Source organism: Streptomyces sp. NPDC048411 (assembly GCF_040704695.1).
Classification (GTDB): Bacteria; Actinomycetota; Actinomycetes; order Streptomycetales; family Streptomycetaceae; genus Streptomyces.
Window position 1 is genome coordinate 1 of the sequence record NZ_JBEZKL010000090.1, and the last position, 22801, is coordinate 22801.

General features: G+C 69.4%; 18 protein-coding genes and 4 pseudogenes. 11 read left to right on the forward strand and 11 right to left on the reverse strand.

Going from position 1 to position 22801, the window contains the following annotated elements; all coding sequences use genetic code 11:
• A pseudogene (locus AB0915_RS26610) lies at window positions 1-94 on the forward strand (ABC transporter permease); the annotation flags it as partial.
• A gap of 23 nt (window positions 95-117) precedes the next feature.
• Here AB0915_RS26610 and argG read toward each other — a convergent pair.
• The 6 genes from argG to AB0915_RS26640 all read right to left on the reverse strand — a co-directional run bounded on the left by argG (window position 118) and on the right by AB0915_RS26640 (window position 8743).
• Window positions 118-1563, reverse strand: a complete 1446-nt coding sequence (argG, locus tag AB0915_RS26615) for an argininosuccinate synthase (protein WP_366693470.1) — start codon at window positions 1561-1563, stop codon at window positions 118-120.
• Between the two features lie 274 nt (window positions 1564-1837).
• The gene (fumC, locus tag AB0915_RS26620) at window positions 1838-3301 is read right to left on the reverse strand and encodes a class II fumarate hydratase (protein ID WP_366693471.1); all 1464 of its coding nucleotides are present in this window, start codon (window positions 3299-3301) and stop codon (window positions 1838-1840) included.
• Entirely contained in the window at window positions 3298-4980 is a 1683-nt protein-coding gene (locus AB0915_RS26625; protein ID WP_366693472.1) for an NAD-dependent malic enzyme, read from the reverse strand. The genes fumC and AB0915_RS26625 overlap by 4 nt, the downstream gene beginning before the upstream one ends.
• Before the next feature lie 282 nt (window positions 4981-5262).
• The gene (gene gap / locus AB0915_RS26630) at window positions 5263-6261 is read right to left on the reverse strand and encodes a type I glyceraldehyde-3-phosphate dehydrogenase (RefSeq protein ID WP_366693473.1); all 999 of its coding nucleotides are present in this window, start codon (window positions 6259-6261) and stop codon (window positions 5263-5265) included.
• A gap of 103 nt (window positions 6262-6364) precedes the next feature.
• Window positions 6365-7321, reverse strand: coding sequence for a helix-turn-helix domain-containing protein (locus AB0915_RS26635; RefSeq protein WP_366693474.1), 957 nt, complete (start codon window positions 7319-7321; stop codon window positions 6365-6367).
• A gap of 408 nt (window positions 7322-7729) precedes the next feature.
• Window positions 7730-8743, reverse strand: coding sequence for a DUF4073 domain-containing protein (locus AB0915_RS26640; RefSeq protein ID WP_366693475.1), 1014 nt, complete (start codon window positions 8741-8743; stop codon window positions 7730-7732).
• A 780-nt stretch (window positions 8744-9523) separates the two neighbouring features.
• Here AB0915_RS26640 and AB0915_RS26645 point away from each other — a divergent pair.
• From AB0915_RS26645 to AB0915_RS26655, 3 genes and pseudogenes are all read left to right on the forward strand, one after another.
• The gene (locus AB0915_RS26645) at window positions 9524-10438 is read left to right on the forward strand and encodes a class II fructose-bisphosphate aldolase (protein ID WP_366693476.1); all 915 of its coding nucleotides are present in this window, start codon (window positions 9524-9526) and stop codon (window positions 10436-10438) included.
• Between the two features lie 141 nt (window positions 10439-10579).
• A pseudogene (locus AB0915_RS26650) lies at window positions 10580-10756 on the forward strand (LLM class flavin-dependent oxidoreductase); the annotation flags it as partial.
• A gap of 85 nt (window positions 10757-10841) precedes the next feature.
• Window positions 10842-11279, forward strand: a complete 438-nt coding sequence (locus AB0915_RS26655; protein ID WP_366693477.1) for a nucleoside deaminase — start codon at window positions 10842-10844, stop codon at window positions 11277-11279.
• 30 nt (window positions 11280-11309) lie between these two features.
• Here the strand turns inward: AB0915_RS26655 and AB0915_RS26660 are convergent, their stop codons facing one another.
• On the reverse strand, window positions 11310-12569 hold the full coding sequence (locus tag AB0915_RS26660) for a DUF6596 domain-containing protein (RefSeq protein ID WP_366693478.1): 1260 nt from the start codon (window positions 12567-12569) through the stop codon (window positions 11310-11312).
• A complete protein-coding gene (locus tag AB0915_RS26665) occupies window positions 12566-12937 on the reverse strand; it encodes a YciI family protein (RefSeq protein WP_366693479.1) in 372 nt (123 codons plus the stop codon). Before AB0915_RS26665 ends, AB0915_RS26660 begins: the two co-directional genes overlap by 4 nt.
• A 274-nt stretch (window positions 12938-13211) precedes the next feature.
• On the opposite strand from AB0915_RS26665, the gene AB0915_RS26670 reads away from it, so the two are divergent.
• Window positions 13212-14705 (forward strand): MFS transporter, encoded by a 1494-nt coding sequence (locus tag AB0915_RS26670; RefSeq protein ID WP_366693480.1) that lies wholly within the window; start codon window positions 13212-13214, stop codon window positions 14703-14705.
• Between the two features lie 67 nt (window positions 14706-14772).
• Here the strand turns inward: AB0915_RS26670 and AB0915_RS26675 are convergent, their stop codons facing one another.
• Window positions 14773-15159, reverse strand: a complete 387-nt coding sequence (locus tag AB0915_RS26675; RefSeq protein ID WP_366693481.1) for a hypothetical protein — start codon at window positions 15157-15159, stop codon at window positions 14773-14775.
• A gap of 1213 nt (window positions 15160-16372) precedes the next feature.
• Here AB0915_RS26675 and AB0915_RS26680 point away from each other — a divergent pair.
• The 4 genes and pseudogenes from AB0915_RS26680 to AB0915_RS26695 all read left to right on the forward strand — a co-directional run bounded on the left by AB0915_RS26680 (window position 16373) and on the right by AB0915_RS26695 (window position 20355).
• Window positions 16373-16792, forward strand: a complete 420-nt coding sequence (locus AB0915_RS26680; protein WP_366693482.1) for a YciI family protein — start codon at window positions 16373-16375, stop codon at window positions 16790-16792.
• A complete protein-coding gene (locus AB0915_RS26685; RefSeq protein WP_366693483.1) occupies window positions 16765-18096 on the forward strand; it encodes a sigma-70 family RNA polymerase sigma factor in 1332 nt (443 codons plus the stop codon). The genes AB0915_RS26680 and AB0915_RS26685 overlap by 28 nt, the downstream gene beginning before the upstream one ends.
• Before the next feature lie 265 nt (window positions 18097-18361).
• Window positions 18362-19200 (forward strand): annotated as a pseudogene (locus AB0915_RS26690) (MBL fold metallo-hydrolase).
• A gap of 390 nt (window positions 19201-19590) precedes the next feature.
• Window positions 19591-20355 carry a glucose 1-dehydrogenase gene (locus AB0915_RS26695; protein WP_366693484.1) on the forward strand — a complete coding sequence of 255 codons (765 nt, stop codon included), beginning with the start codon at window positions 19591-19593 and terminating at the stop codon, window positions 20353-20355.
• A gap of 36 nt (window positions 20356-20391) precedes the next feature.
• On the opposite strand, the gene AB0915_RS26700 is transcribed toward AB0915_RS26695, so the two are convergent.
• A complete protein-coding gene (locus AB0915_RS26700) occupies window positions 20392-20721 on the reverse strand; it encodes an antibiotic biosynthesis monooxygenase (protein ID WP_366693485.1) in 330 nt (109 codons plus the stop codon).
• A gap of 319 nt (window positions 20722-21040) precedes the next feature.
• On the opposite strand from AB0915_RS26700, the pseudogene AB0915_RS26705 reads away from it, so the two are divergent.
• Window positions 21041-21220: pseudogene (locus AB0915_RS26705) on the forward strand (DNA primase); the annotation flags it as partial.
• Window positions 21217-21357, forward strand: coding sequence for a DUF6009 family protein (locus tag AB0915_RS26710; protein WP_366693486.1), 141 nt, complete (start codon window positions 21217-21219; stop codon window positions 21355-21357). The pseudogene AB0915_RS26705 and the gene AB0915_RS26710, both read left to right, overlap by 4 nt.
• On the opposite strand, the gene AB0915_RS26715 is transcribed toward AB0915_RS26710, so the two are convergent.
• On the reverse strand, window positions 21336-22568 hold the full coding sequence (locus tag AB0915_RS26715; RefSeq protein WP_366693487.1) for an aminotransferase class V-fold PLP-dependent enzyme: 1233 nt from the start codon (window positions 22566-22568) through the stop codon (window positions 21336-21338). The genes AB0915_RS26710 and AB0915_RS26715 overlap by 22 nt on opposite strands.
• Window positions 22569-22801: the final 233 nt, after the last annotated feature.

A 22801-nucleotide genomic window follows, 5' to 3' on the forward strand; every position in this document is an offset into this window, starting at 1 on the left:
GACCTACTGGGACGCGCTGTCCGAGTACTACCCGCAGTTCATCCGGTCCCTGCTGTACGCGGGCACCGCGACAATCCTGTGCCTGCTGCTCGGCTTCGGAGCGGGCCGACGCACCGGTCAGTCGGTGCCGAACTCCATCGCGGCGCGGTCCAGCAGCTCGTCGTCGCCGGAGACCTCGCCGCGGGAGGCGATGGCCTCGGCGCCGCCCTCCGGCATGGTGCCGATCAGGCCGGTCGCCGCCTGGGCGGCGCCGATCAGCGCGGGGTGGGTCGTGCCGACGATGCCGAGGCCGGCGTACTGCTCGAGCTTGGCGCGCGAGTCGGCGATGTCGAGGTTGCGCATGGTGAGCTGGCCGATCCGGTCCACCGGGCCGAACGCCGAGTCCTCGGTGCGCTCCATCGAAAGCTTGTCCGGGTGGTAGCTGAATGCCGGGCCGGTGGTGTTCAGGATCGAGTAGTCCTCACCGCGCCGCAGTCGCAGGGTCACCTCGCCGGTGACCGCCGAGCCGACCCAGCGCTGCAGTGACTCGCGGACCATCAGCGCCTGCGGGTCCAGCCAGCGGCCCTCGTACATCAGCCGCCCGAGGCGCCGTCCCTCGTTGTGGTAGTGGGCGAGGGTGTCCTCGTTGTGGATCGCGTTGACGAGGCGCTCGTACGCGGCGTGCAGCAGCGCCATGCCGGGTGCCTCGTAGATGCCGCGGCTCTTCGCCTCGATGATCCGGTTCTCGATCTGGTCCGACATGCCCAGGCCGTGGCGGCCGCCGATCGCGTTCGCCTCCATCACCAGGTCGACCGGGGAGGCGAACTCCTTGCCGTTGATCGTCACCGGGCGGCCCTGGTCGAAGCCGATCGTCACGTCCTCGGCGGCGATCTCGACCGAGGGATCCCAGAACCGCACGCCCATGATCGGTTCCACGGTCTCCACGCCGGTGTCGAGGTGCTCCAGCGTCTTGGCCTCGTGGGTGGCGCCCCAGATGTTGGCGTCGGTCGAGTACGCCTTCTCGGTGCTGTCGCGGTACGGCAGGCCGTGGGCGACCAGCCACTCCGACATCTCCTTGCGGCCGCCCAGCTCGGAGACGAAGTCGGCGTCGAGCCACGGCTTGTAGATGCGCAGGTGGGGGTTGGCGAGCAGGCCGTAACGGTAGAACCGCTCGATGTCGTTGCCCTTGAACGTCGAGCCGTCGCCCCAGATCTGTACGTCGTCCTCGAGCATCGCCCGGACCAGCAGGGTGCCGGTGACGGCGCGGCCGAGCGGCGTGGTGTTGAAGTAGGCACGGCCGCCCGAGCGGATGTGGAACGCGCCGCAGGCGAGCGCTGCCAGGCCCTCTTCGACCAGCGCCTCCCGGCAGTCGACCAGGCGCGCGACCTCGGCACCGTAGGCCTTCGCGCGGCCGGGCACCGAGGCGATGTCGGGCTCGTCGTACTGGCCGATGTCGGCGGTGTAGGTGCACGGGACGGCACCCTTGTCGCGCATCCACGCGACCGCGACGGAGGTGTCGAGGCCGCCCGAGAAAGCGATGCCGACGCGCTCGCCGGTGGGCAGGGAGGTGAGAACCTTAGACATGGGAAGAGTATGTATTGATTCGCATGATTATGCAAGGCGGCTTGTCGCGTTGTCCTCGCCGTAGGCCGTCACCGCGACCGCCTTGCCCGACTCCGGTGCCGGCGAACACCTCAAGACCCACCGTTGCCGCACGGACCGGGCCCGCCTCGCCCGCGTCTGCTTCGGCGGCGTCCACTCGCAGCCCACGCCATCGTCCTGGATCAACCATGCGATCACGCTGGACGTACGCGCAGGGACCAAGCCCGGGCACGCAGGAACGTGCCCCCGGCACCGGTCAGACCATCTGCTCCGGCTTCACGATGCGGTCGAACTGGTCCGCGGTGATGTAGCCGCTGGCGAGGGCGGCTTCGCGCAGTGTGGTGCCCTCGTGGTCGGCCTTGTGCGCGATGGCCGAGGCCCGGTCGTAGCCGAGTACCGGGGACAGGGCAGTGACCAGCATGAGGGAGCGGTCCACGAACTCACCGATCCGGTTCCGGTCGAGGTCGATCCCCTCGATGCAGAACTCGCGGAGCTTGCCGCAGGCGTCGCCGAGAATCCTCGCCGAGTGCAGGAAATTGTTGATGATGACGGGGCGCATCGCATTCAGCTCGAAGTTGCCCTGCGTGCCGGCGAAAGCGACGGCCGAGTCGTCCCCCAGGACCTGGATGCAGACCATCACCATGGCCTCGCACTGTGTCGGATTCACCTTCCCGGGCATGATCGAGCTGCCCGGCTCGTTCGCCGGGAGGACGAGTTCGCCGAACCCGCAGCGCGGCCCGGAGGCCAGCCACCGGATGTCGTTGGCGATCTTCATCAGCGGTACCGCCAGCGCCCGCAGACCGGCCGAGGCCGCCACCATGGTGTCCAGTCCGCCCTGCGCGGCGAACTTGTTCGGCGCGGTCCTAAACGGCCGGCCGGTCAGCTCGGCGATCTGCGCCGCGATGTCCGTACCGAAGCCGTCAGGGGCATTGAGCCCGGTGCCGACGGCGGTGCCGCCCGCGGCCAGCTCGTACAGCCCGGGCAGCGTGACGCGGACCCGCTCCAGCGCGTCGTCCAGCTGGTGCGTGTATCCCGACCATTCCTGGCCGACCGTCAGCGGGACCGCGTCCTCCAGGTGGGTCCGGCCGATCTTGACGACGTCGTGCCAGGCGCGGGCCTTTGCGTCAACGGCGTCCCGCAGTCGCCGCACCTGCGCGATCAGACGGTCTTCGATCTCGAGAACGGCGGCGATATGCATGGCTGTGGGGAAGGTGTCGTTGGAGGACTGCCCCATGTTGACGTCGTCGTTGGGGTGGATCGGGCTCTTGGAACCGAGCTCCCCGCCGACGAGCTGGATGGCCCTGTTGCTGATCACCTCGTTGGTGTTCATGTTGGACTGGGTGCCGGAACCGGTCTGCCATACGAAGAGCGGGAAGTGCTCATCCAGCTGACCGCCGGTCACCTCGTCCGCGACCCGGGCGATGAGGTCGGCCTTCCACCCGGGCAGCCTGCCCGCCCGGCCGTTCACCAGCGCCGCAGCCTTCTTGACGTAGCCGTACGCATGGTAGACGGACTTCGGCATCCGGTCGTCGCCGATCGAGAAGTGCAGCAACGACCGCTGGGTCTGGGCGCCCCAGTAGCGGTCGGCCGGCACCTCGACCTCGCCCATGGAGTCGGTCTCACGGCGGGAGCCCGTCGCGGTCAGCCCCACCGGCAGGTCGAGGATACGAGGGGGAGTCTGCGGGGGCGCGCCAGAGGCTTCCTGGCGGCGCGCGGTCATGACGTGCCGCCGCCTTCGTGGTAGACCGGCTGCCACATCGCGTCCTGCACGGCCTGCACAGGGTCGTCGACGGCGGCGGTGGCGACCCCGTCGGCCCGGGCCGCCTCGACCACGGCAACGGCCACACCGGCCGAGGAGGCGCGCAGGTCGGCCACCGGGGGCAGCAGCGACGCCCCGGGCTCGCTGACGTCCACCTGCCGGGCGACGGCCTCGGCGGCGGCGAGCAGCATGCCGTCGGTGACCCGCTCGGCGCGGGACACGATGGCACCCAGCCCCAGACCGGGGTAGAGAAGCGCGTTGTTGGCCTGGCCGATGGTGTGGGTGACACCCCCGTACTCCACGGGCTCCACCGGGATGCCGGTCGCTACCAGCGCCTTCCCCCCGGACCAGGCGATGATGTCGGCGGGCATGGCCTCGATGCGCTCGGTCGGGTTGGAGAGCGGGAAGATGATCGGCCGCTCGGCCGCCTCGCCCATCGCCTCGACGACCTCACGGGTGAACGCGCCGTGCGCGGTCGAGGTGCCGACGAGGATGGTCGGGCGCGCCCTGCGCACGGTGTCCAGCAGGGAAGGGGCGCCGTGCGGGTCACTGGCCCAGTCGGACACGTCCGCGGCGCGCCGGGCGTAGGGCTGCTGGTAGTCGCGCAGTCCGCTCATGTCGTCGGTGAGCAGGCCCTGCTTGTCGATGAGCCAGATCCTGCCGACGGCCTCATCGAGGGCCGCGCCGTCGCGCACCATCGCATCACGCAGCTGGTCGGCGATCCCGACACCCGCGGTGCCGGCACCGAACACCACCACCCGCTGCTCCCGCATCGGCACGCCCGTGATGCGCAGCGCCGACAGGACCGCGCCGATCGTGATCGCTCCGGTGCCCTGCAGGTCGTCGTTGAAGATCCGCATGCGGCCCTTGTACGTCTCCAGGATGCGGCGGGCGTTACCGGGCCCGAAGTCCTCGAAGTGCAGCAGCGCGTGCGGGAAGTGCCGGGAGGCGGTCTCCAGGTAGATGCGGATGAAGGCGTCGTACTCGGCGCCGCGACGCCGGGAGTGCCGGTTGCCGAGGTACAGCGGGTCGTTGAGCAGCGTCTCGTTGTCCGTTCCCACGTCGAGCGAGACCGGGATCACCCGGGTCGGATCCACCCCTGCGGCAGCCGTGTAGACCGCCAGCTTGCCGACCGAGATCTGAATGCCGCCCACACCCCAGTCGCCTATCCCGAGGATCTCCTCGGCGTCGGTGACCACGATCAGGTCGACGTCGTCCGGGCCCAGCCCGAGCCCTGTGAACGCCTCCTCCACCTGCTGCGGTTCGTCGATGGACAGGAACAGTCCCCGCGGCCGGCGGTACTCGTGGCTGTACCGCTCGATCGCCACCCCGACAGTGGGGTCGTAGACCACCGGAAGCAACTCCGTGAGGTGATCCATCAGAACTTTGAAGTACAGCGTCTCGTCGCTGTCGTGCAGCTCCTCCAGGAACACATTCTTCGCCAGGTCATCCGGCTGTGCCTGCAACTGCCGATGGGCCCGCTCGGCCTGCTCGTCCAGGCTCAGTACAGCCGCGGGGAGCCGCCCGGTGATACCCAGCGCCTTGCGCTGCTCCCGGGTATAGGCGACGCCGCGATTCTGCGCCGGGTCGTCGAGAACACTGAGACCACGGCCGTGCTGCCGGTGCGTGCTCTGGGACATGGATCTCTCCAGCGGCTAGGTGCGCGCCCAGGCACGGGCGCCCTGCGCCCCCAAAACAAGCGTAGATACTCCAGCAGTCGATGGCGATCCGGCGGGCCAGGGGGTGCGGAGACGGATACGGCCACCGGAGCGCCATGCGGTCGGCCTGGCCGTTGCCACCCGCTGACACCGCACGTGTTCCTGATGACCTGCGGGAACGCAGAGCACCGCCAACTCCGGTTCCCTGCTTGCCCGTTGCGGCGGTGGGCGGTCTCCCGCGGTGGGGACCGCCCCGGCGTCCGCTCAGCGAGCGGCGAGCAGCATGACCGTGTCGATCACGCGGTTCGAGAAGCCCCACTCGTTGTCGTACCAGGCGACCACCTTGACGTGGCGGCCGTCGACGCGGGTGAGGGCCGAGTCGAAGATCGACGAGGCCGGATTGCCCGTGATGTCGGCTGACACGAGCGGGTCGTCCGAGTACTCGAGTACACCGGCCAGCGACCCCTGTGCCGCGGCGCGGTACGCCGCCAGCACCTCGTCGCGCGTCACGTCGCGCGTAACGGTCGTGTTGAGCTCGACGATCGAACCCACCGGAACCGGCACGCGGATCGAGTCGCCCGACAGCTTGCCGTCAAGGTTCGGCAGCACGAGACCGATCGCCTTGGCGGCGCCCGTCGTGGTCGGCACGATGTTGACAGCGGCGGCGCGGGCGCGGCGGGCGTCGCGGTGCGGACCGTCCTGCAGGTTCTGCTCCTGCGTGTAGGCGTGCACCGTCGTCATGAAGCCGTGCTCGATGCCGGCGAGCTCGTCGAGTACCGAGGCCAGCGGCGCAAGTGCGTTGGTTGTGCACGAGGCGTTCGAGATGATCGTGTGCAGGTCCGGGTTGTACGCGTCGGTGTTGACCCCGTACGCGAGCGTGACATCAGCACCGTCCGACGGCGCGGTGACGAGCACCTTCTTCGCGCCCGCGTCGAGGTGGGCGCGGGCGGCCTTGGCCGACGTGAAGCGGCCGGTCGCCTCGAGCACGATGTCGACACCGAGCTCGGCCCACGGCAGCTGCTCCGGTTCACGCTCGGCAAGCACCGCGATGCGACGGCCGTCGACGACGAGGGCGCTTCCGTCGACCGTCACCGGGCGACCCAGCCGGCCGGCCGTGGTGTCGAAAGCGAGCAGCCGCGCAAGAGTGGCAGGCTCCGTGAGGTCGTTGACGGCGACGACCTCGAGGTCGTCGCCGCGTTCGAGCAGCGCGCGCAGCACATTGCGTCCGATGCGGCCAAATCCGTTGATAGCGATGCGAGTCATGAGCGATGTCCCTTCTGTTCGCCATCAGGTTCGCGCCCCACATCCGCCCCCGACAGCGGCGTGATCGCCATGGTTCAAAAGGATCTCGCCACGTGAGGGCGGGCTATTCGCCCTTGGTGAAGGTGCGCCGGTACTCGCTCGGCGTGGTGCCGAGGATGCGCTGGAAGTGCAACCGCAGATTCGCACCGGTGCCGAGACCGACGTCGGCGGCGATCTGCTCGACGCTCCGCTCCGAACGCTCGAGCAGCTCACGGGCCACGTCGATCCGGGCGCGCATGACCCACTGCATCGGCGTGTACCCCGTGTCTTCGACAAAGCGTCGCGAAAACGTGCGGGGCGACACCGTCGCATGCCGGGCGAGCGCCTCGAGGGTGAGGGGCTCACCGAGCCGGTGCAGCGCCCACTCGCGGGTGGCGGCGAACCGCTCGCCGAGCGGCTCGGGCACGCTGCGCGGCACATACTGCGCCTGGCCGCCGCTGCGGTAGGGGGCTGCGACCAGGCGCCGGGCCGCGTAGTTCGACGCGGCAACCCCGAGGTCGCCGCGCAGAATGTGCAGGCACAGGTCGATGCCCGAGGCGGCGCCGGCCGATGTCAGCACGCTGCCCTCGTCGACGAACAGGACGTTCTCATCGACCTGAACGAGCGGATGCTTCGCCACAAGCGCCCGCGTGTAATGCCAGTGGGTCGTGGCGCGTTTGCCGTCGAGCAGACCCGTGGCGGCGAGCGCGAACGCGCCCGTCGAGATGGCGGCGAGCCGCGCACCCCGGTCGTGGGCGGCGATCAGCGCGTCAATGACGGCCTGCGGCGGGTCTTCGCGGTCCGGGAACCGGTAGCCGGGGACGAAGACGATGTCGGCCCACGCAAGCGCGTCGAGCCCGTGGGTGACGTAGTACGACAGGCCGTCGCCGCCGGTCACGAGACCGGGTGCCGCGCCGCACACCCGCACCTCGTACGGCATGCTCGCGCGGGTCGTGAAGACCTGCGCAGGAATGCCGACATCGAGCGGCTTCGCACCGTCGAGCACAAGGACGGCGACGCGATTTAGGCGGGAGGCTGGCACGGGAAAGAGGGTACGCGGGTGTGGCTTCGCCGACGTCGTCGAGAGCGACGAGACCCGCCGCCGCCTCGGCGAGGCACAGAGCGACCAGGAACTGCTGGAATGCGCGGTCGCCGCGTACGCCGAGCGCGGGAACGGGAAGCGTGGCGGAGGCGGTGGTGGGGGTGACGCCGGGCCTCGACGACCCCACGTCAAGCCGGCCGCCGAGGCCATCCGCAGGCGGCGGCGGGAGCGCTTCTCGGCGCGGGCCCTCGTGGCGGCCCGCCCTGACTCGGGCTGGCCCCCTCCTGCACCCCGCACGGGATGAAGTGCGTGACCGAACTGTCTCGGGGTGACGGCCACCGAAGGCCGGTTTCGGACGCGCGTACGAAACCGGCCTCCTGGTGTCTTGAGGTCACGTATGCGCGTACGTCAGATTGCTGTGTGCAGCGGGATCGTGATCTGCTTCAGCCAGTCACCCTTGGCAAAGTCACGCGCCTTCACCACGACCTGGTCGCGATACACCTCGACCTGGAGGCCCTGGTTGAACGCGCCCTCGACAACCACCTCGCCGCCCTTGCCATCGTCGGTCCAGCCAGTCTGGATGGCGCCGGTGTTGATCACGGAGAAGCCGTCGAGGTTCGCCGTGCCGGGAACCACGCGCCGCACGTACCAGTCGGACAGGTTGAGGTCCCAGTGGGTGTGCCCGCAGAACAGGAACACGTCGCGGTGACGGCCGAGAATACCCAGCAGCCGGTCGGCCTGGAGGTAGTCACGCATGTACAGCTTGTTGTGGCTGCCCGAGACCGTGTTCGGGAGCGGATGATGCGTGATGACCATGACCGGCTTGCGCTTGGCCTCCCAGTACCTGAGCCGCTCCTGCAGCCAGGCGAACTGGGCGTCGCTCATCCACACATCGTCCCAGAGGGTCGAGTCGTGGTAGTGCATGTACTTCTCGGTGCCGATCATCAGCACCGGGATCCCGCCGAAGGACTGCTCGGCGTAGACGGTGTTGCGGCCGGCGAAGTTGTAGAAGCTGCGGAAGAGCGAGTCTTCGGTGGTTCCGTTTGGCCAGGTCGACTGCGACAGCTGGTCCGGGTTGGCCCACTTGGGCACGTAGAACTCATGGTTGCCGATCGCCCAGGCGGCCTTCGGCAGCGTGTGCCTGCCGAATACCTCCTTCACCGCCGCGTATTCGAAGTCGTAGCCGCGGGGGGTGATGTCACCGGCGATCGCGATCCCCGTGCTGTTCGGGTTGCTCTTGCTCAGGTCCTCCAGCGTCGCGTTCAGATCGCCAAGATCGCCCTGGATGTCGCTGATGACGTTGAACTTGGTGACGAGTTTGGACTGGGATGCACGGTCCGACGATGCGTGCGCCGGTACCTGCGAGGCGGCGCCGAGGGCGACCGCGCCCGCAGCGGCGGTCAGAAGTGACCTGCGATCCACTTGTAGATCCTTTCGGGATGAGCGGGATGCAGACGCCTCGGAGTCGACCGGGCGCTTGCTGCCGCACCGAGCGTTCGGTCCAGACCTGTTTATGAGTACGTGATCTGCCGGGCGATGCCGTGATTGCCGTGTGACAACCGGATGAACGTCTTCCGCCGTAGGAAGCCAAACCTGGAATCGCCGGAAACGTGCCGCAGGGCGGGCGTTGCCCGATCCTGTGATGTGCCTACCCGAGCGGCGTGGCGTCGCTGCGGTGAGCCGAGGCGGTGCGGAGAGACGAACGGCTCGACCTGCTGCCCGTCACCGTGCCAGAGCCGCGCACGCCGATCGATACCGCCGCAGCGCGCCCAGACGAGTTGGACGGACCACCCAAGAGAAAAACAAAGGATGGGGACTTGGGGCGCTGCGTGACGAAAGGCTGTTCACCTCTGCCCCACCAGCCCCGCAGGCGGCTTGACACGATCATTGAGATTCGCACATACGCCGGGCCAGCCAAGCGCACCATGCTCAAAAACGCGTGATACGCACCCTTACTGCGCAACTTCAATCATGCTTGGCTAGAAACTATGGGCCGCCCGAGCCGCTGTCAATGCCACACCCGACCCCATTTTCCCGCCGCCCGCCAGCTGACCCGGCTCGCCTGCCTCCTCATCCGCGACCGTCCCACCCTCTCTACGAGTGTGCACTCATGCGTGAATACCGCACTTTGCGAGCACGTGTAATCATGAATACTCGCGCCCTGCAGTCCGGGGCACTCAACGTGCTGCTTTGGAGGCTCCCTTGACGCTCGCAGCCATCGGCCCGATGCTCTCCGACGGCCGGGCGCACCACCGCCCTGTCGCCGCCTTCGACGCCCACACGTTCGAGCACCTGCAGGCGATCGTGGCGGGAGCGGAACTGGCGGGCAGCGGTGTGATCATCCAGATCGGCGAGACGGCGGTCGACCATCACGGCGGGCACCTCGCGCCACTCGCCCGGGCCGCCGCCGAGATGGCGCGCGCTGCCACCGTGCCGGTCGGGCTCCACCTGACGAAGGTGCGCAGGACCGCACTGCTCGCCCAGGCAGCGCACTGTGGCTTCGGCTCGATCATGTACGACGCCGGCCATCTCTCCTACGCCAGAGCCGTCGCCGTGACTCGGGACGCGGTCTCGTGGGCGCACGAGCAGGGGCTCTGGGCGGAGGCGGAGTTGACGGACACCGGGGGCCGCGAGGGTCCGCGTGCCGCACGGACCGGCACGTCGCCCTGCCCGCACGGAGCGCACCTCGCCCCCGGGATGGCCCAGGAGTTCGCCGACGCGACCGGCGCCGACGCACTTGTACTCAGCGGCGAAAGCCACCCCTTCGGCACCTGCACGGCGGAGGACCACCGCTCGCTGCTCACCGGGCTGCGGGCAGCGGTGAACGTGCCCCTCGTCCTTCGGGAGTTGTCCGCGGCGAACACGGAAGAACTGAGGGCAGCAGTCGCCGCGGACGTGGCCAAGCTCGGCTTCGGGCGCGCTCTCGACCCCGCGATGACACGGGCGCTGCGCGACGGGCTCGCGGCGGGTGGCACGCAGGACCCGGCCGCCTGCCTCGCTGCCGCCCGCCGAGCGATGGCGGACGTGGTCGCCGGCCTTATCCAGACCCTGGAGGGCCCGGACGCCCGGCCGAGCCTGTCCTTCCCTGCTGCAAAGCACCACGCCGGACGGCATTGACGCCTGACGGGCCGGCTCGCCCCTGGCGACAGGCGCTCATGTCCTGCGCCGGGAATCAGCACCGTCCTTCGAACGGGTCGTTGTCACATGTGGTCGGTTGGTCGGGCCGCGAGAAGTTCATGCAGGCGCTCGGCTGGGGCTGTGGTGGCGCGCGTGGCCACCAACCTCAACCAGCTCAGCGGCGGCGGGCTCGTGCTCGGGGTGGGCCTCGGCTGGGCACGTCAGGAGTTCGACGCGCTCGGCGTGCCGTTCACCACGCGCGGCAAGCTGACCGACGAGCACCTCGTCACCCTGCGCAAAGCCTGGCGCGAGGAGGCCGACGACCACACCACCTCGATATCCGCCGGCCCCACGCGGCCTGGCAGGCGCTCACCGCCGTGACCACACACTGGAGGACACCATCGTGATCACCACTGCCGACGAGGATCTCCTGCGGCGCGCGATCGGCATCGCGGCCCGCGCCACCACCCTGGGCGACGCGCCGTACGGCTCCCTGCTGGCCGGCCCGGACGGCACGGTGCTCGCCGAGGCCCACAACACGGTGCGAAGCGACAACGACATCAGCGCTCACCCGGAACTGAAACTCGCCCGCTGGGCGGCCCGTGAACTCGACCCTCACACGGCCGCACACACCACTATGTACACCAGTTGCCAGCCATGCGCCATGTGTGCCGGCGGTATCGTCCGCTCCGGGCTCGGCCGTGTCGTCTACGCGCTCTCCACCGAGCAACTCATCGAACTCAACCCGGAGTCAGGCGCCTGGCCGACGGTGGCGCAGGACGGCCCAGCCCTGTTCGACGAGGCACGCGCCCCCATCGACGACTATTACCGCCGTAACTGAGAGCGCCGGCTGACGCCATCAAAACCCTGCTCAGCGGCTGTGACTCAGCACTGTATTGACCGCAACACCCGTGGTGCGAAGGCGTGTCACCCGGCTGGCCCGGGACTCCAGGTAGCGTTGCTCGGCGATACTGGCGGTGGACTTCGCGGCGCGCCGGTAGTGCTCGTACGCCCCGGCCGTGTCGCCGGTCTTCTCCAGCAGATGCGCCCGTACGGACAGCAGCCGGTGATGCCCGGCCATCCGCTCGTCACTGTCCAATGTGGACAGCAGGGCCAGCCCGGCCGGCGGGCCCTCGGTTTCGGCGAGTGCGATCGCCCGGTTGAGGGTGACCATCGGGTTGGGGGCGATCCGTTCCAGGATCAGGTAAAGGGTATGCACCTGCGGCCAGTTGGTCTCCCCGGCCGTGGCCGCGTCGGCGTGCGTGGCGGCGATGGCGGCCTGCAGCTGGTAGGACCCCAGCGCCGGGCCGGCCAGCGACGCCTTGACCAGCTCGGTGCCCTCGTCGATCAGCCCGCGGTCCCACTTCGTACGGTCCTGCTCGTCCAGCGGCACCAGGTCGCCGGCCGCCGTCGTACGTGCCTCCCGGCGGGCGTGGGTCAGCAGCATCAGCGCGAGCAGCCCGGTCACCTCGCCGTCCTCGGGCAGCTGTGCGTGCACCATCCTGGCCAGCCGGATGGCCTCGTGCGCGAGGTCGGCGCGGTGCAGCTCGCTGCCCGAGGAGGCGGTGTAGCCCTCGTTGAAGATCAGGTAGAGCACGTGCAGGACGACCCGTAGCCGCTCCTCGCGCTCCGCACCGTGCGGCAGGCCGAACGAGCTGCCGGCGGCCTTGATGCGCTGCTTGGCCCGGCTGATCCTGGCCGCCATCGTGGCCTGCGGCACCAGGAATGCGCGGGCGATCTCGGCAGTGGTCAGGCCGCCGACCGCCCGCAGCGTCAGGGCGGTCTGGGAGGCCGCGGTCAGCGTCGGATGGCAGCACAGGAACAGCAGGACGAGCGTGTCGTCGGTGTCCGGTACGTCCTCGGGCACCACCTCGGTGGCCGTCGCCGACTCCCGCTCGCGGCGCGCGTGGTCACTGCGCATCTGGTCGATGAGCCGCCGGGACGCGACAGTCACCAGCCAGCCGCGCGGGTTGTCCGGCACTCCCTCGGCCGGCCACTGCACGGTGGCGGCGAGGACGGCCTCCTGCACGGCGTCCTCACACCCTTCGAACTGGCCGTGCCGACGTACCAACGCGCCGAGGACCTGCGGCGTGAGCTCACGCAGCAGGTCCTCGAAGTCCGGTGCTGTCATGCCTCCAATTGTCCGTCAGCGAACATCACCTGCCGAACCTCGATCCCCAGACCCTCGATCGCGGCGTCCGGGATCTGCGCTGCCAGCTCGATCGCCCGCTTCTTGTTCTCGCAGTCGATCAGGTAGAAGCCGCCCAGAAACTCCTTGGCCTCCAGGAAAGGTCCGTCGGTCACCACCGGCTGGCCGCCTCGTACGGACACCACCGCGGCCTGCGACGGGTCGACCAGCGCCTGCGTGGTGATCAGCTCGCCGGACTTCTTCAGCGCCTCGATGAACGTGCCGTGGCCGCCGCCGATCGCCGCCTTCTCCTCGTCCGTCAGCGCGTCCAGCACGGCCGGGTTGATATGCATGCTGATCAGGAACTTCATCTTGTGCTCCTCGTGGTTCGCGAGCCCCGGCTGGGCCCTTCGACCGGTTGGTCGGAGCCACCGCCGCCGTCTTGACATCCCCCGCCAGAAATTTCGCATGAGTTTTTCGCCGTCGCATCGCCCGGACCACGAGGTCGCCATGTCTGGTGACGCCTCGCGGTGGGTGACGCCCCACCGTGGCAGACGCGAGAGATTTCCGCCCCCACCGATGTCAAGAAGCTCTCGACCGCTCCGACCAACCGGCGAAACGTCGAGAGAACAGGGAGTTTCGGATATGCGAGTCAACCGGGCATGGCTGGGACTGGTCGTCCTCATGCTGCCGACATTGCTCGTCGCGATGGACATGACGGCGTTGCTCCTCGCGCTCCCGCAGCTGAGCGCCGACCTCGGTGCCACCAACGTCCAGCAGCTGTGGATCAGCGACAGCTACGGACTCATGGTGGCCGGCCTGGTCATCACGATGGGTACGCTCGGCGACCGGATCGGCCGCCGACGGTTGCTGATGACCGGGGGAGCGGCGTTCGCGGTGCTCTCGGTCGTGGCCGCCTTCGCGGTCAGCCCGCTGATGCTGATCATCGCGCGTGCGCTGCTGGGCGTCGCCGGCGCGACCCTGGCGCCGTCCACACTTGCCCTGATCACCAACATGTTCCGCGACGAACGGCAGCGCGGGCAGGCCATCGCGATCTGGGCGACCTGTCAGTTCACCGGCGGCGCCCTTGGACCCGTGCTCGCCGGATTCCTGCTCCAGTACTTCTGGTGGGGATCGGTGTTCCTGGTCGCCGTGCCGGCGATGGCGTTGCTGCTGCTCGCCGGGCCGGTCCTGCTGCCGGAGTTCCGCAGCGACCAGGCCGGCCGGCTGGACCTGGCCGGCGTCGGGCTGTCGCTCGTGGCGGTGCTCTTGATGGTCTACGGCATCAAGCAGCTGACCGTCGAGAGCGTGCCAGTCGTGTCGGCGGTGGCCCTCGTCGCCGGCGCAGCCATCGGATTCCTGTTCGTACGCCGGCAACTGCGGCTTCAGGCGCCGCTGCTGGACCTGCGGCTGCTGCGCAACCGCCCCTTCACGGCCGTGCTCGTCGCGCTGGTCTTCGCCGGCATCGCCATGGCTGGTACGGGCCTGCTGGTGACCCAGTACCTGCAGAGCGTGCTGGGCTTCTCGCCGGTCGCGTCGGCGGTGCTGTTCGCACCCATGGGCCTGGGTGTGGCGGTCGGCACCATGGCCGCGCCGGCGCTGGCCCGGCGGATGAAGCAGACGACCGCGATCGCCGGCGGGCTGATGGGGTCGGCGCTGGGCAGCCTGCTGCTGGTCGGCGTCGACGCTGCGAGCGCCCCGCCGCTGGTGATGACCGGCATCGCCGTCCTGGCGCTGGGCACCGGCCCGCTGTTCGCGCTGGGCACCGGGCTGGTCGTCGGGTCCGTACCGCCACAGCGCGCCGGCTCGGCGGCGTCGATGTCGGAGACCGGCAACTACTTCGGCGGTTCGCTCGGCTTCGCGCTGCTCGGAGTGGTGGCCGCAGTGGTCTACCGCAGCCGGATGGACGGCACGTCCGACTCGCTGGCCGGCGCGGTCGCCGCCAGCCGGCATCTCCCCGCCGGCCAGGGTGCGGAACTGCTGCACACCGCGCGGGAGGCGTTCACCGCCAGTCTGCACGTCACCGGCGTCGTCGCCGCGGTCATCTTCGCCGGGCTGGCCGTACTGATCCTGACCATGCGCCCGGCGACCCGGACCACCCCGGCCGCACTCCCCGACTACGAGGTGACTGGCTCGTAGAACCGTTCCTATCCAGTACACAGCAGTGGGTCCAGGACTCACTCATGCGTACTCGACAGGAACGGTCTCAGCGGTATGAACGCCCCTCGTGCTCCCAGACCCAGTGGTGAGGTCCATTGTGGTTGAGGATCCACTCGACCTGGTCACTGACCCAGCGCCGACGGTCGTCGTCGTCCCTCATCCGGTGACTGACTCGGTCGTGGTCCCGGAGCCATTCGATCTGGTCACTGACCCAGCGCCGGCGGTCGTCGTCGTTGCTGCCCCGCCCCGCGTCCCGGCTGCGGCCGTCGTCATGGGTGTCGAGGAGCTGCACGTGGTGGGAAACGATGGCTGTCCGGTCGTCGGTCGGGTGGGCCGCTGCCGAGGCGGGACCACCCGTCGCGAGGAGTCCGGCTGCTGCGACCGTCGCAGAGGCGGCCGCGACAGCAGCGCGTCGCGCAATCCTGAAAGCCATGATCTTTCCTCCTTGCTTACCGCATGACCTGCACAACAGGCCGCGAGGGCTTGCCTTCGATCAGGCACTGACGACAGTACCCGAAAATGGTTGAACGGTGAACTAATTGGGGAGTGAGGTGCGCCATGTCTCGAAGGGTTGGTGCATCGGAATATTTCCGGTAGCCCCATCGGTCGTCTGCCGCTCGGGGCCGGGCAGTTGGCGGAGCAGCTCCTTCCGCTTCCGCATCCCCCGTGCTCACGAGCGGGCTGCGGAACGGCCGGCAGCCGGTGTTGTCCTCCCTGCCACCCGGTTCGGCCATCCCGAGCGCCGCGCTGCCGCTCACCGCGCCCTTGCCGTGCTGCTGCGGGCAGGCCGCAGGCTGCGTCGGAACAGGCGACAGGGGGGCCGGCGCAGGCTGGAACCCATGGCGTGCTCTGTGGGCGCGGCTTGCCTTGCCGTCACCTCTTCCACCCGACCGATATTGCTCTTTGGGGCCCCGAGGCCGCCGCCCAGCACGGCCCGGGCGGCGGCCTCGGTGCGGTCTTGTCCGAACGACGCCGGGCTGCCCGGTCCTGCCGGTTGACCTCGATGACCGCAATGCCCTCTGTGGCCAGATGCCGGGCCAACCCGGCACCGTAGGAGCCGGTCCCTTCCGCGTCAACCCACCGGAAGACTCCCAACGACCTGGCCCAGCACGTCAGTTCACGGCAGCCGGCAACCGCGGTGGGGGACGCCTGCGTACCCGGCAGGGCGTCAAGAAAACCGGCAACGGCCGCTACGTGCGGGGCATTTCACACGATCACCCTGATCTGGATTCGTCTCGCCCCGACCACTCGCGCCTACGTCGCCCGGCGGATCAGCGAGGGAAAGACCGCGAGGGGCACGCAACGCTGCCTCACACGCGCAATCCGCCGACAGCTCTGCAGCGACAGATCCCGTTGAGGCCCCTCGGCCAGCCAGTGGGTGCGCAGGCCTTCAACGGCGCCTACCCCTCGGCACGCCACTTCCTTTGGTCTTCTATCGCTGCCGTGCTGCCGGGTCCAACGGCGCGGCCGACCTCGAGATCGCGGAGCTTTCGGCTGCGATCGAAGACCTCCTCTCTCTGACGTGAGACAAAGGCGTTTGCCGAAAAAGGTGGTCCATGTCCGTCTGCCGTGTCGATCCGCGACTACGCCGTTCGACCTGGGATAGAGAGGGTCGAGAGGCGACCGCTGTATCAAGGAGACCGAAGATGGCGAAGTACATGCTGATCATGCGAGGCACGGACGAATCCGTCGCGAAGATGATGGAGACGCCCTTCGAGGAGATGCTCGAGACGGTGGGCCGCTTCAACGAGGAGCTGATCCGGGCGGGCGTGCTCGTCGCCGCCGAGGGGCTGGACGACCCGTCCCAAGGCGTGGTGGTCGACTTCAGCGGACAGACCCCGGTGGTCACCGACGGTCCGTACGGCGAGACGAAGGAGCTGTTCGGAGGCTTCTACGTGATCGACGTCGCTTCGAAGGAGGAGGCTGTCGAGTGGGCCAAACGGCTCCCGGCCATCGCCGGCTCGAAGTGCGAGATCCGCCGCGTGCCGGGCATCGACGAGTTCCCGCAGGACAACGAGTGGATCATCAAGGAGCGGGCGTGGCGCGAGCGGACCGGCCAGCTCTGAGGCCCGCGGCCGCCGACGGCCCGCCGAGCTCCGAGGCGGCGCGGCGGGCCGTCGAGGCCCTCTGGCGGATCGAGTCCGCACGGATCGTCGGTGCACTGGCCCGCTACACCGGGGACTTCGCGCTCGCCGAGGATGTCGCGCAGGAGGCGCTGGCGGAGGCACTTGTCACCTGGGCGCGCAACGGTGCGCCGACCAACCCGGTGGGCTGGCTGCTGGCGACCGCACGGCGGCGGGCCATCGACGCCTTCCGCCGCAAGTCGGCACTCGACGAGCGGTACGCCATGCTCGCGGGCCAGCTGGCCGAGGGCGAGTTCAGCTCGGGCGCGGTGGCCGTGCTCGGCCGGCCGGACGACCTGCCGTGGGATCCCGACCGGGTCGACGACGACGTCCTCGCGCTCATGTTCACCGCCTGCCATCCGGTGCTCTCGCCCGAGGCCCGGGTGGCGCTCACGCTGCGCGTGGTGGGCGGCTTGTCCAGCGAGGAGATCGCCCGGGCGTTCCTCGTGCCCACTCCGACCGTCCAGGCCCGGATCACCCGGGCGAAGAAGACGATCGCCGCGGCGGGAGTGCCGTTCGAGCTGCCGCCGTCCGAAGAGCGGCGCGAGCGGCTCGGTGGTGTCCTGAGCGTCCTGTACGTGATCTTCACGGAGGGCTCGACGGCGACGACCGGTGACCGCCTGCTGCGCCCCGATCTCGCGTACGAGGCTGTTCGGTTGGCCCGGATGCTGGCCGCCCTGCTGCCCGCTGAGCCGGAGGTGTACGGACTGCTCGCGCTGTTCGAACTCACCGCCGCGCGCTTTCCGGCACGTACCGGGCCCGACGGCGAGGCGGTGCTCCTGGAGGACCAGGACCGGCGTCTGTGGGACCGGTCGGCGATCCGTCGCGGTCTGGCCGTGCTCGGCCGGGCCACGGCTGTCGGGCGGGGCCTTGGACCGTACGGTCTGCAGGCCGCGATCGCCGCCTGCCACGCGAGGGCACCCTCGGCGCGGGAGACCGACTGGGAGCGTGTCGTGCTCCTCTATGAGGCGCTCGGCCGCGTGGCCCCCTCACCCGTTGTCGAGCTCAACCGGGCCGTGGCCGTCGCGATGGCAAGCGGACCGCAGCAGGCGCTGTGCATGGTCGACGAACTGGCCGCCTCCGGCCGCCTGTCGGGGTCGTACCTGCTCCCGAGCGTGCGCGGCGAACTGCTGGTCCGACTCGGCCGGACCGCCGAGGCCCGGGCTGATCTGGAGCTCGCCGCCCGGCTGTGCCGCAATGCCCGCGAGCGGTCAGTGCTGCTGCACAAGGCGGCTGCGTTGGAGTGACGTCCACCCGCCCAGTGCGGCCGCCTCGCCTCAGCCGGCCAGCCGGGCGATCGACAGTGCGGTGGTGGCCGGTCCGCAGTCGGCCACCGGCTCGCTGCAGCTGGGTGTGACCTGGGCGAAGGCCCAGACCAGCCTGCCGTCCGGTCCGACTCCAACCCGTTGTCGCGGGCCGCCGACCGGCCGTATCGCGCCGCATCCCGCTCCCTCCGAGGTGCGGCCCTGCGGCCGATAGCGCCTGCGTCATCCCGCGCGCAGGCTGGGGTGCATGGACACCATCGCGCTTGGAGACGTCGAGATCACCCGCGTGGTCGAGCTGCCCGCCAGAGGCAGCGCCCGCGACTACATCTTCCCCGACGTGCCCGTGGAGCACTGGGAGGCGCATGAGAACTGGCTCGCCCCCACCTTTCTGGACCCGGCCGCCGACGAGATCCGCACCATGATGCAGACCTGGCTGATCCGCAGCCAAGGTCGGACGATCCTGATCGACACCGGAATCGGCAACGACCGCGAGCGCCCGGCCATGCCGTCCTTCCACCACCTGAACACCCACTACCTCGGAGAACTGGCCGCGACAGGCGTCCGCCCGCAGGACGTGGACACGGTGATCTGCACCCATGTCCACGGCGACCACGTCGGCTGGAACACCCGCCTGACAAACGACGGGGAGTGGCGACCGACCTTCCCCAACGCCCAGTACGTCATCTCGCGCGCCGACTTCGACTACTGGAACCCGGCCAACGGACACCGGACCCGCTCCGGCCCCCAGATGGCCAACGCCTTCGAGGACAGCGTTGCTCCCGTGCACCAGGCCGGGCAGACCGTGCTGTGGGAGGGCGACCACCACGACATCGACGGTCTGGCTCGGACCGGGCGGTGTTCGCCGGGGATCTGCTGCACAGCCCACTGCAGATCGCGGAGCCGGACGACTGCCCCGGCTTCGACGAGGACGAGCCCCGCGCACGGGACAGCCGGCGCCGCGTGCTGGGGGAAGCTGCGGACCGACGCGCCCTGCTGTTCCCCGCGCATTTCCCCGGACCGGGCGCAGCCGAGGTGCGGCGCGTCGGTGACCGGTTCGCGGTGAAGAAGTGGGCGGCATGGCGGTGAAGGTATTCCGCGGCGACGGGGCGAACACCGTACCCGTTGTCCGCGCCGGTGGCCGACGCAACCGCTGTAGCTCCGAGTATCGCCTCACCTCGGGCGTCACCAGCGTGGCCACCAGTTTCCCGGACAGTGTGCAAAGCCACCCGCGTCACCACCTTCGCGCCGTCTGTCTCGACGCCGCTGTCCGTGGGACGTACGGGTCATCAAGTGCCGCCGTTTGATGGACGCGGCGGTCGCATCCGATACGGCTGTCGTCCGGCTGGGACACCCTTCCTCACGGGGGTACCGGGGGTACCGGGAGTACGCCCCTGCCGTAGGAGGAACCCAGCGTCGTGTGGGTTCCGGACTGCTTGCCTGTCGTTCACCTGTGTGTTTTCAGGAAGGACCCTCGACATGTCTGCTCCCGTTGTCCTCATCACGGGCGCGCTCACCGGTATCGGCCGCGCCACCGCGTTCGCTTATGCCCGTCAGAGCGCGAACCTGGTCGTCTCCGGCCGCCACCAGGACGTCGGCGAGCAGCTCGCCAGGGAGCTCGGCGACCTCGGCGCCCAGGCCGAGTTCGTGCGTGCCGACGTCCGCTTCGACGCCGATGTGAAGAACCTCGTCGACCGCGCGGTCGCGCGATTCGGACGAATCGATGTCGCTTTCAACAACGCCGGCACCGAAGGAACGCCCGGCCCTGTCACCGAGGTGACCGACGAGAGTTACCAGGCCACCTTCGACACGAACGTCAAGGGCACGCTGCTGAGCCTGAAGCACGAGTTCCGGGTCATGAGGGAGCAGGACGGCGGCAGCATCGTCAACGTCAGCTCCGTCTTCGGCCTGATGGGCTACCCCGACGCGACCTTGTACGTCGGCAGCAAGCACGCCGTCACCGGCATCACGAAGGCGGCAGCACTCGAAGGCGCCGCTCACGGTATCCGGGTCAACGCCGTCGCCCCCGGTTACACCCAGACCGCGATGTACGAGCGGTTCACCGGCAACGACATCGCGCGTGACGCGGTCAGTTCGGCGCTGCCCCTGCACCGGACGGCCACCCCGGATGAGATCGCCGAGGCCGTCCAGTACCTGGGTTCGGGCAAGGCGAGCTACGTCACCGGTCAGGTCCTCACCGTTGACGGCGGCCTCATGGCGGGCTGGCCCCTCCCGGGCTCGTGAACAGCAGGGGCGGCCCCGGCCGTGTTGACGACCTGTCTACGCGCTTGGCGGCGCTGCCTGCTGTACGACCTCGAAGGACCACAGTGTGGACCCGCTTGCCGCTGGTTGAGGGCGCTCTCCGCTCTCCGCGCCGCTGCCCTGGTGGGCCGTCTTCATGGGGCCCTCCATCCAGGCTTGGAAGGACTCTTCGTCACGCCACCGCGTGTAGACGAGGTAGTTGTCGGTGCCTTCGACTGGCCGGAGGAGTTCGAACCACTCGAAGCCGTCAGAGTTCTCCACGGCATGGGCACGGGAGGCGAAGCGCTTCTCCAGCGTCTCCCGCTGCTCGGCGGGGACGGTCAGTACGTTGATCTTGACTACGCTCATGGCCCCATCCTGCCGTACGGCTGTCGGCAGACGGGGGAGCGGCTCGTACATCACGCGGGTCTGCGGGGCGCCGCCCGGATCGGATCGCCGGGCTGTTGGGCCGGGCCGGAATCGCCATCACCGCGCAACTCGTGCAGGCGTGGGCGGCCGGTGAGATGGCCGAGAGGCTGGCTGAGACCGACCCGCACGGGCGGCACGGCGGGGCGGAGCTGCGCCGACACCGCCAGCGAGCGCTGGCGACGTCCGGAATGATGGCCATGCTCATGCAGGCCAAGTCCGCACCGGGGATGGCTCTCAACGCTTCGCTGCTGAACGCGGTTACAGAAGTTACCGGAACTGGTGCCAACTCGAGGGCGCCAACCCGATCTCCTCACGGGCGTTCGCCGCACGTGTACGCGAGACCATCGGCATCGCCACACCCAAAAACATGATCCTTTCCAACCAGCGCAAGTTCTATCCCGGTATCGGGCTGAACGCTGAATCGGGAGCGCAAGCATGAGCGTCCTCATCGAGGCCGGCCAACTTGCCTACGAGAACACCCTCATCCGGCTCGAGGACACCGAAGCACTCGAGTTTGTCCGCCAGAGCCTGCACAGGCGGGACCCCAGGACCGGTCAGCCCCCCACGCGGGCCTGACGGGCCCAGTCGTGCAGGACGGGAACGCAGGACTCGGCGAAGCGGTCGTAGTCGGTCGAGGTGTTGTAGACGTGGGCCGACAGACGGAGGTAGCCGATCCCGTCGAAGCTCGTGAAAGCTGCCTCCACGCCCAGTTCGGCGGTGGCAAGGTCGCGTAGCGCGTCCGCTTCGACGCGGCTGTGCCCCAATCCCTCAGGAAGGCGGACAAGGCGCATACCCGGCACGGGCATGCCGACGTCCACGCTCTCCACCGGCCCCGCCGAGCCGGCGAACGCGGAGCCGATCACGCGGGCGCCGTAGTCGGCCAGTTCGTCCATGTAGCGGCGGGCCGTTTCCCAGCCCCAGGTGCGTTCCACGAAGTCCAGTGCCGTGGGCGCCGCCAGGGGGCCGGTGGCGTCCAGGGTGCCCTGCTGGTCGAAGCGGTGGGGAAACGCCTCGGCCGCGCTCCAGGAGTCGATCAGCGGATGAAGGTGCTCCCGCAGCGGGCCGCGGGCCACGAGGGCCGCTGTGCCGCGCGGTGCGCAGCCCCACTTGTGGAGGTTGCCGATCCAGGCGTCGCAGACCAGTCCCGCGAGCGGGGTGGCGAGGATGCCGGGAGCATGCGCACCGTCCACGAGCAGGGTGATGTCGCGCCGGGCCAGTTCGGCTCCGATCCGGTCGACCGGCAGTCTGCGGGCGGTGGCCGAGGTGATCTGGTCGAGCACCACGAGTGCGACCCGGTCGTCCACCTCGGCCATTACCGCCCGATACGCCTGGCCCGCGTCGGCCGCCAGCGGCACCCGGGCCGTGCGCACCCGGCCGCCCCAGCGGCGGGCGAGGCGCTCCGCTCCCATGGTGACCGCGCCGTAACCGTGATCGGTGACGACGATGTCTCCGCCGGGACGCGCGGTCAGGGCGGCGTACACGGCGCTGGCGCCCGCGCTGGCGTTCGGCACGAGTGCCAGGTCTCCGGCGTCGACCTGCAGGTAGTCGGCGATCTCGGCGCGCGTGGCGGCGATCCGGGCGGGCAGCTCCGGGAACCAGACGACGGGAGCGCGCTCCATCTCGGCCCGCAGTTCGTGCTGCCGCTGCTGTGCGATCAACGGGACGGCACCGAAGGAGCCGTGGTTGAGGTGCAGCATCCCGGGGTCGAGTGACCAGGCCGCGGCGGCGGGCTGGCCGTCGTTCAGCAGCAGCGGGCGGGGCGCGGCGACGACCTCGGTCTCGCTCACGTGACTCCTCGTTCCTCGGAGCTTGCGGAGTTCCGAGGCTGCCCGGAGTCCATCTGCTCGGCATAGCTTGATCGTCGGATCGCCCACACGATACATAGGAGGATTGGGGGGAACTTCCACCGCGGCCCACGGCCTTCGACACACCGTCTGCTTGATGCGCTGGCGGGTGGAGCCCCTGGTCATCGCGTGAGCTTCCTGTGTGTGAGGCGTCTGGGCCCCGATGGTTAAGGCGG

Coding starts and splice junctions, on each gene's coding strand:
- argG (WP_366693470.1), bottom strand. CDS start 1,563: ATGTCTAAGGTTCTCACCTCCCTGCCCACCGGCGAGCGCGTCGGCATC.
- fumC (WP_366693471.1), bottom strand. CDS start 3,301: ATGACCGCGCGCCGCCAGGAAGCCTCTGGCGCGCCCCCGCAGACTCCC.
- AB0915_RS26625 (WP_366693472.1), bottom strand. CDS start 4,980: ATGTCCCAGAGCACGCACCGGCAGCACGGCCGTGGTCTCAGTGTTCTC.
- gap (WP_366693473.1), bottom strand. CDS start 6,261: ATGACTCGCATCGCTATCAACGGATTTGGCCGCATCGGACGCAATGTG.
- AB0915_RS26660 (WP_366693478.1), bottom strand. CDS start 12,569: ATGACAGCACCGGACTTCGAGGACCTGCTGCGTGAGCTCACGCCGCAG.
- AB0915_RS26665 (WP_366693479.1), bottom strand. CDS start 12,937: ATGAAGTTCCTGATCAGCATGCATATCAACCCGGCCGTGCTGGACGCG.
- AB0915_RS26670 (WP_366693480.1), top strand. CDS start 13,212: ATGCGAGTCAACCGGGCATGGCTGGGACTGGTCGTCCTCATGCTGCCG.
- AB0915_RS26675 (WP_366693481.1), bottom strand. CDS start 15,159: ATGGCTTTCAGGATTGCGCGACGCGCTGCTGTCGCGGCCGCCTCTGCG.
- AB0915_RS26680 (WP_366693482.1), top strand. CDS start 16,373: ATGGCGAAGTACATGCTGATCATGCGAGGCACGGACGAATCCGTCGCG.
- AB0915_RS26695 (WP_366693484.1), top strand. CDS start 19,591: ATGTCTGCTCCCGTTGTCCTCATCACGGGCGCGCTCACCGGTATCGGC.
- AB0915_RS26700 (WP_366693485.1), bottom strand. CDS start 20,721: ATGAGCGTAGTCAAGATCAACGTACTGACCGTCCCCGCCGAGCAGCGG.
- AB0915_RS26710 (WP_366693486.1), top strand. CDS start 21,217: ATGAGCGTCCTCATCGAGGCCGGCCAACTTGCCTACGAGAACACCCTC.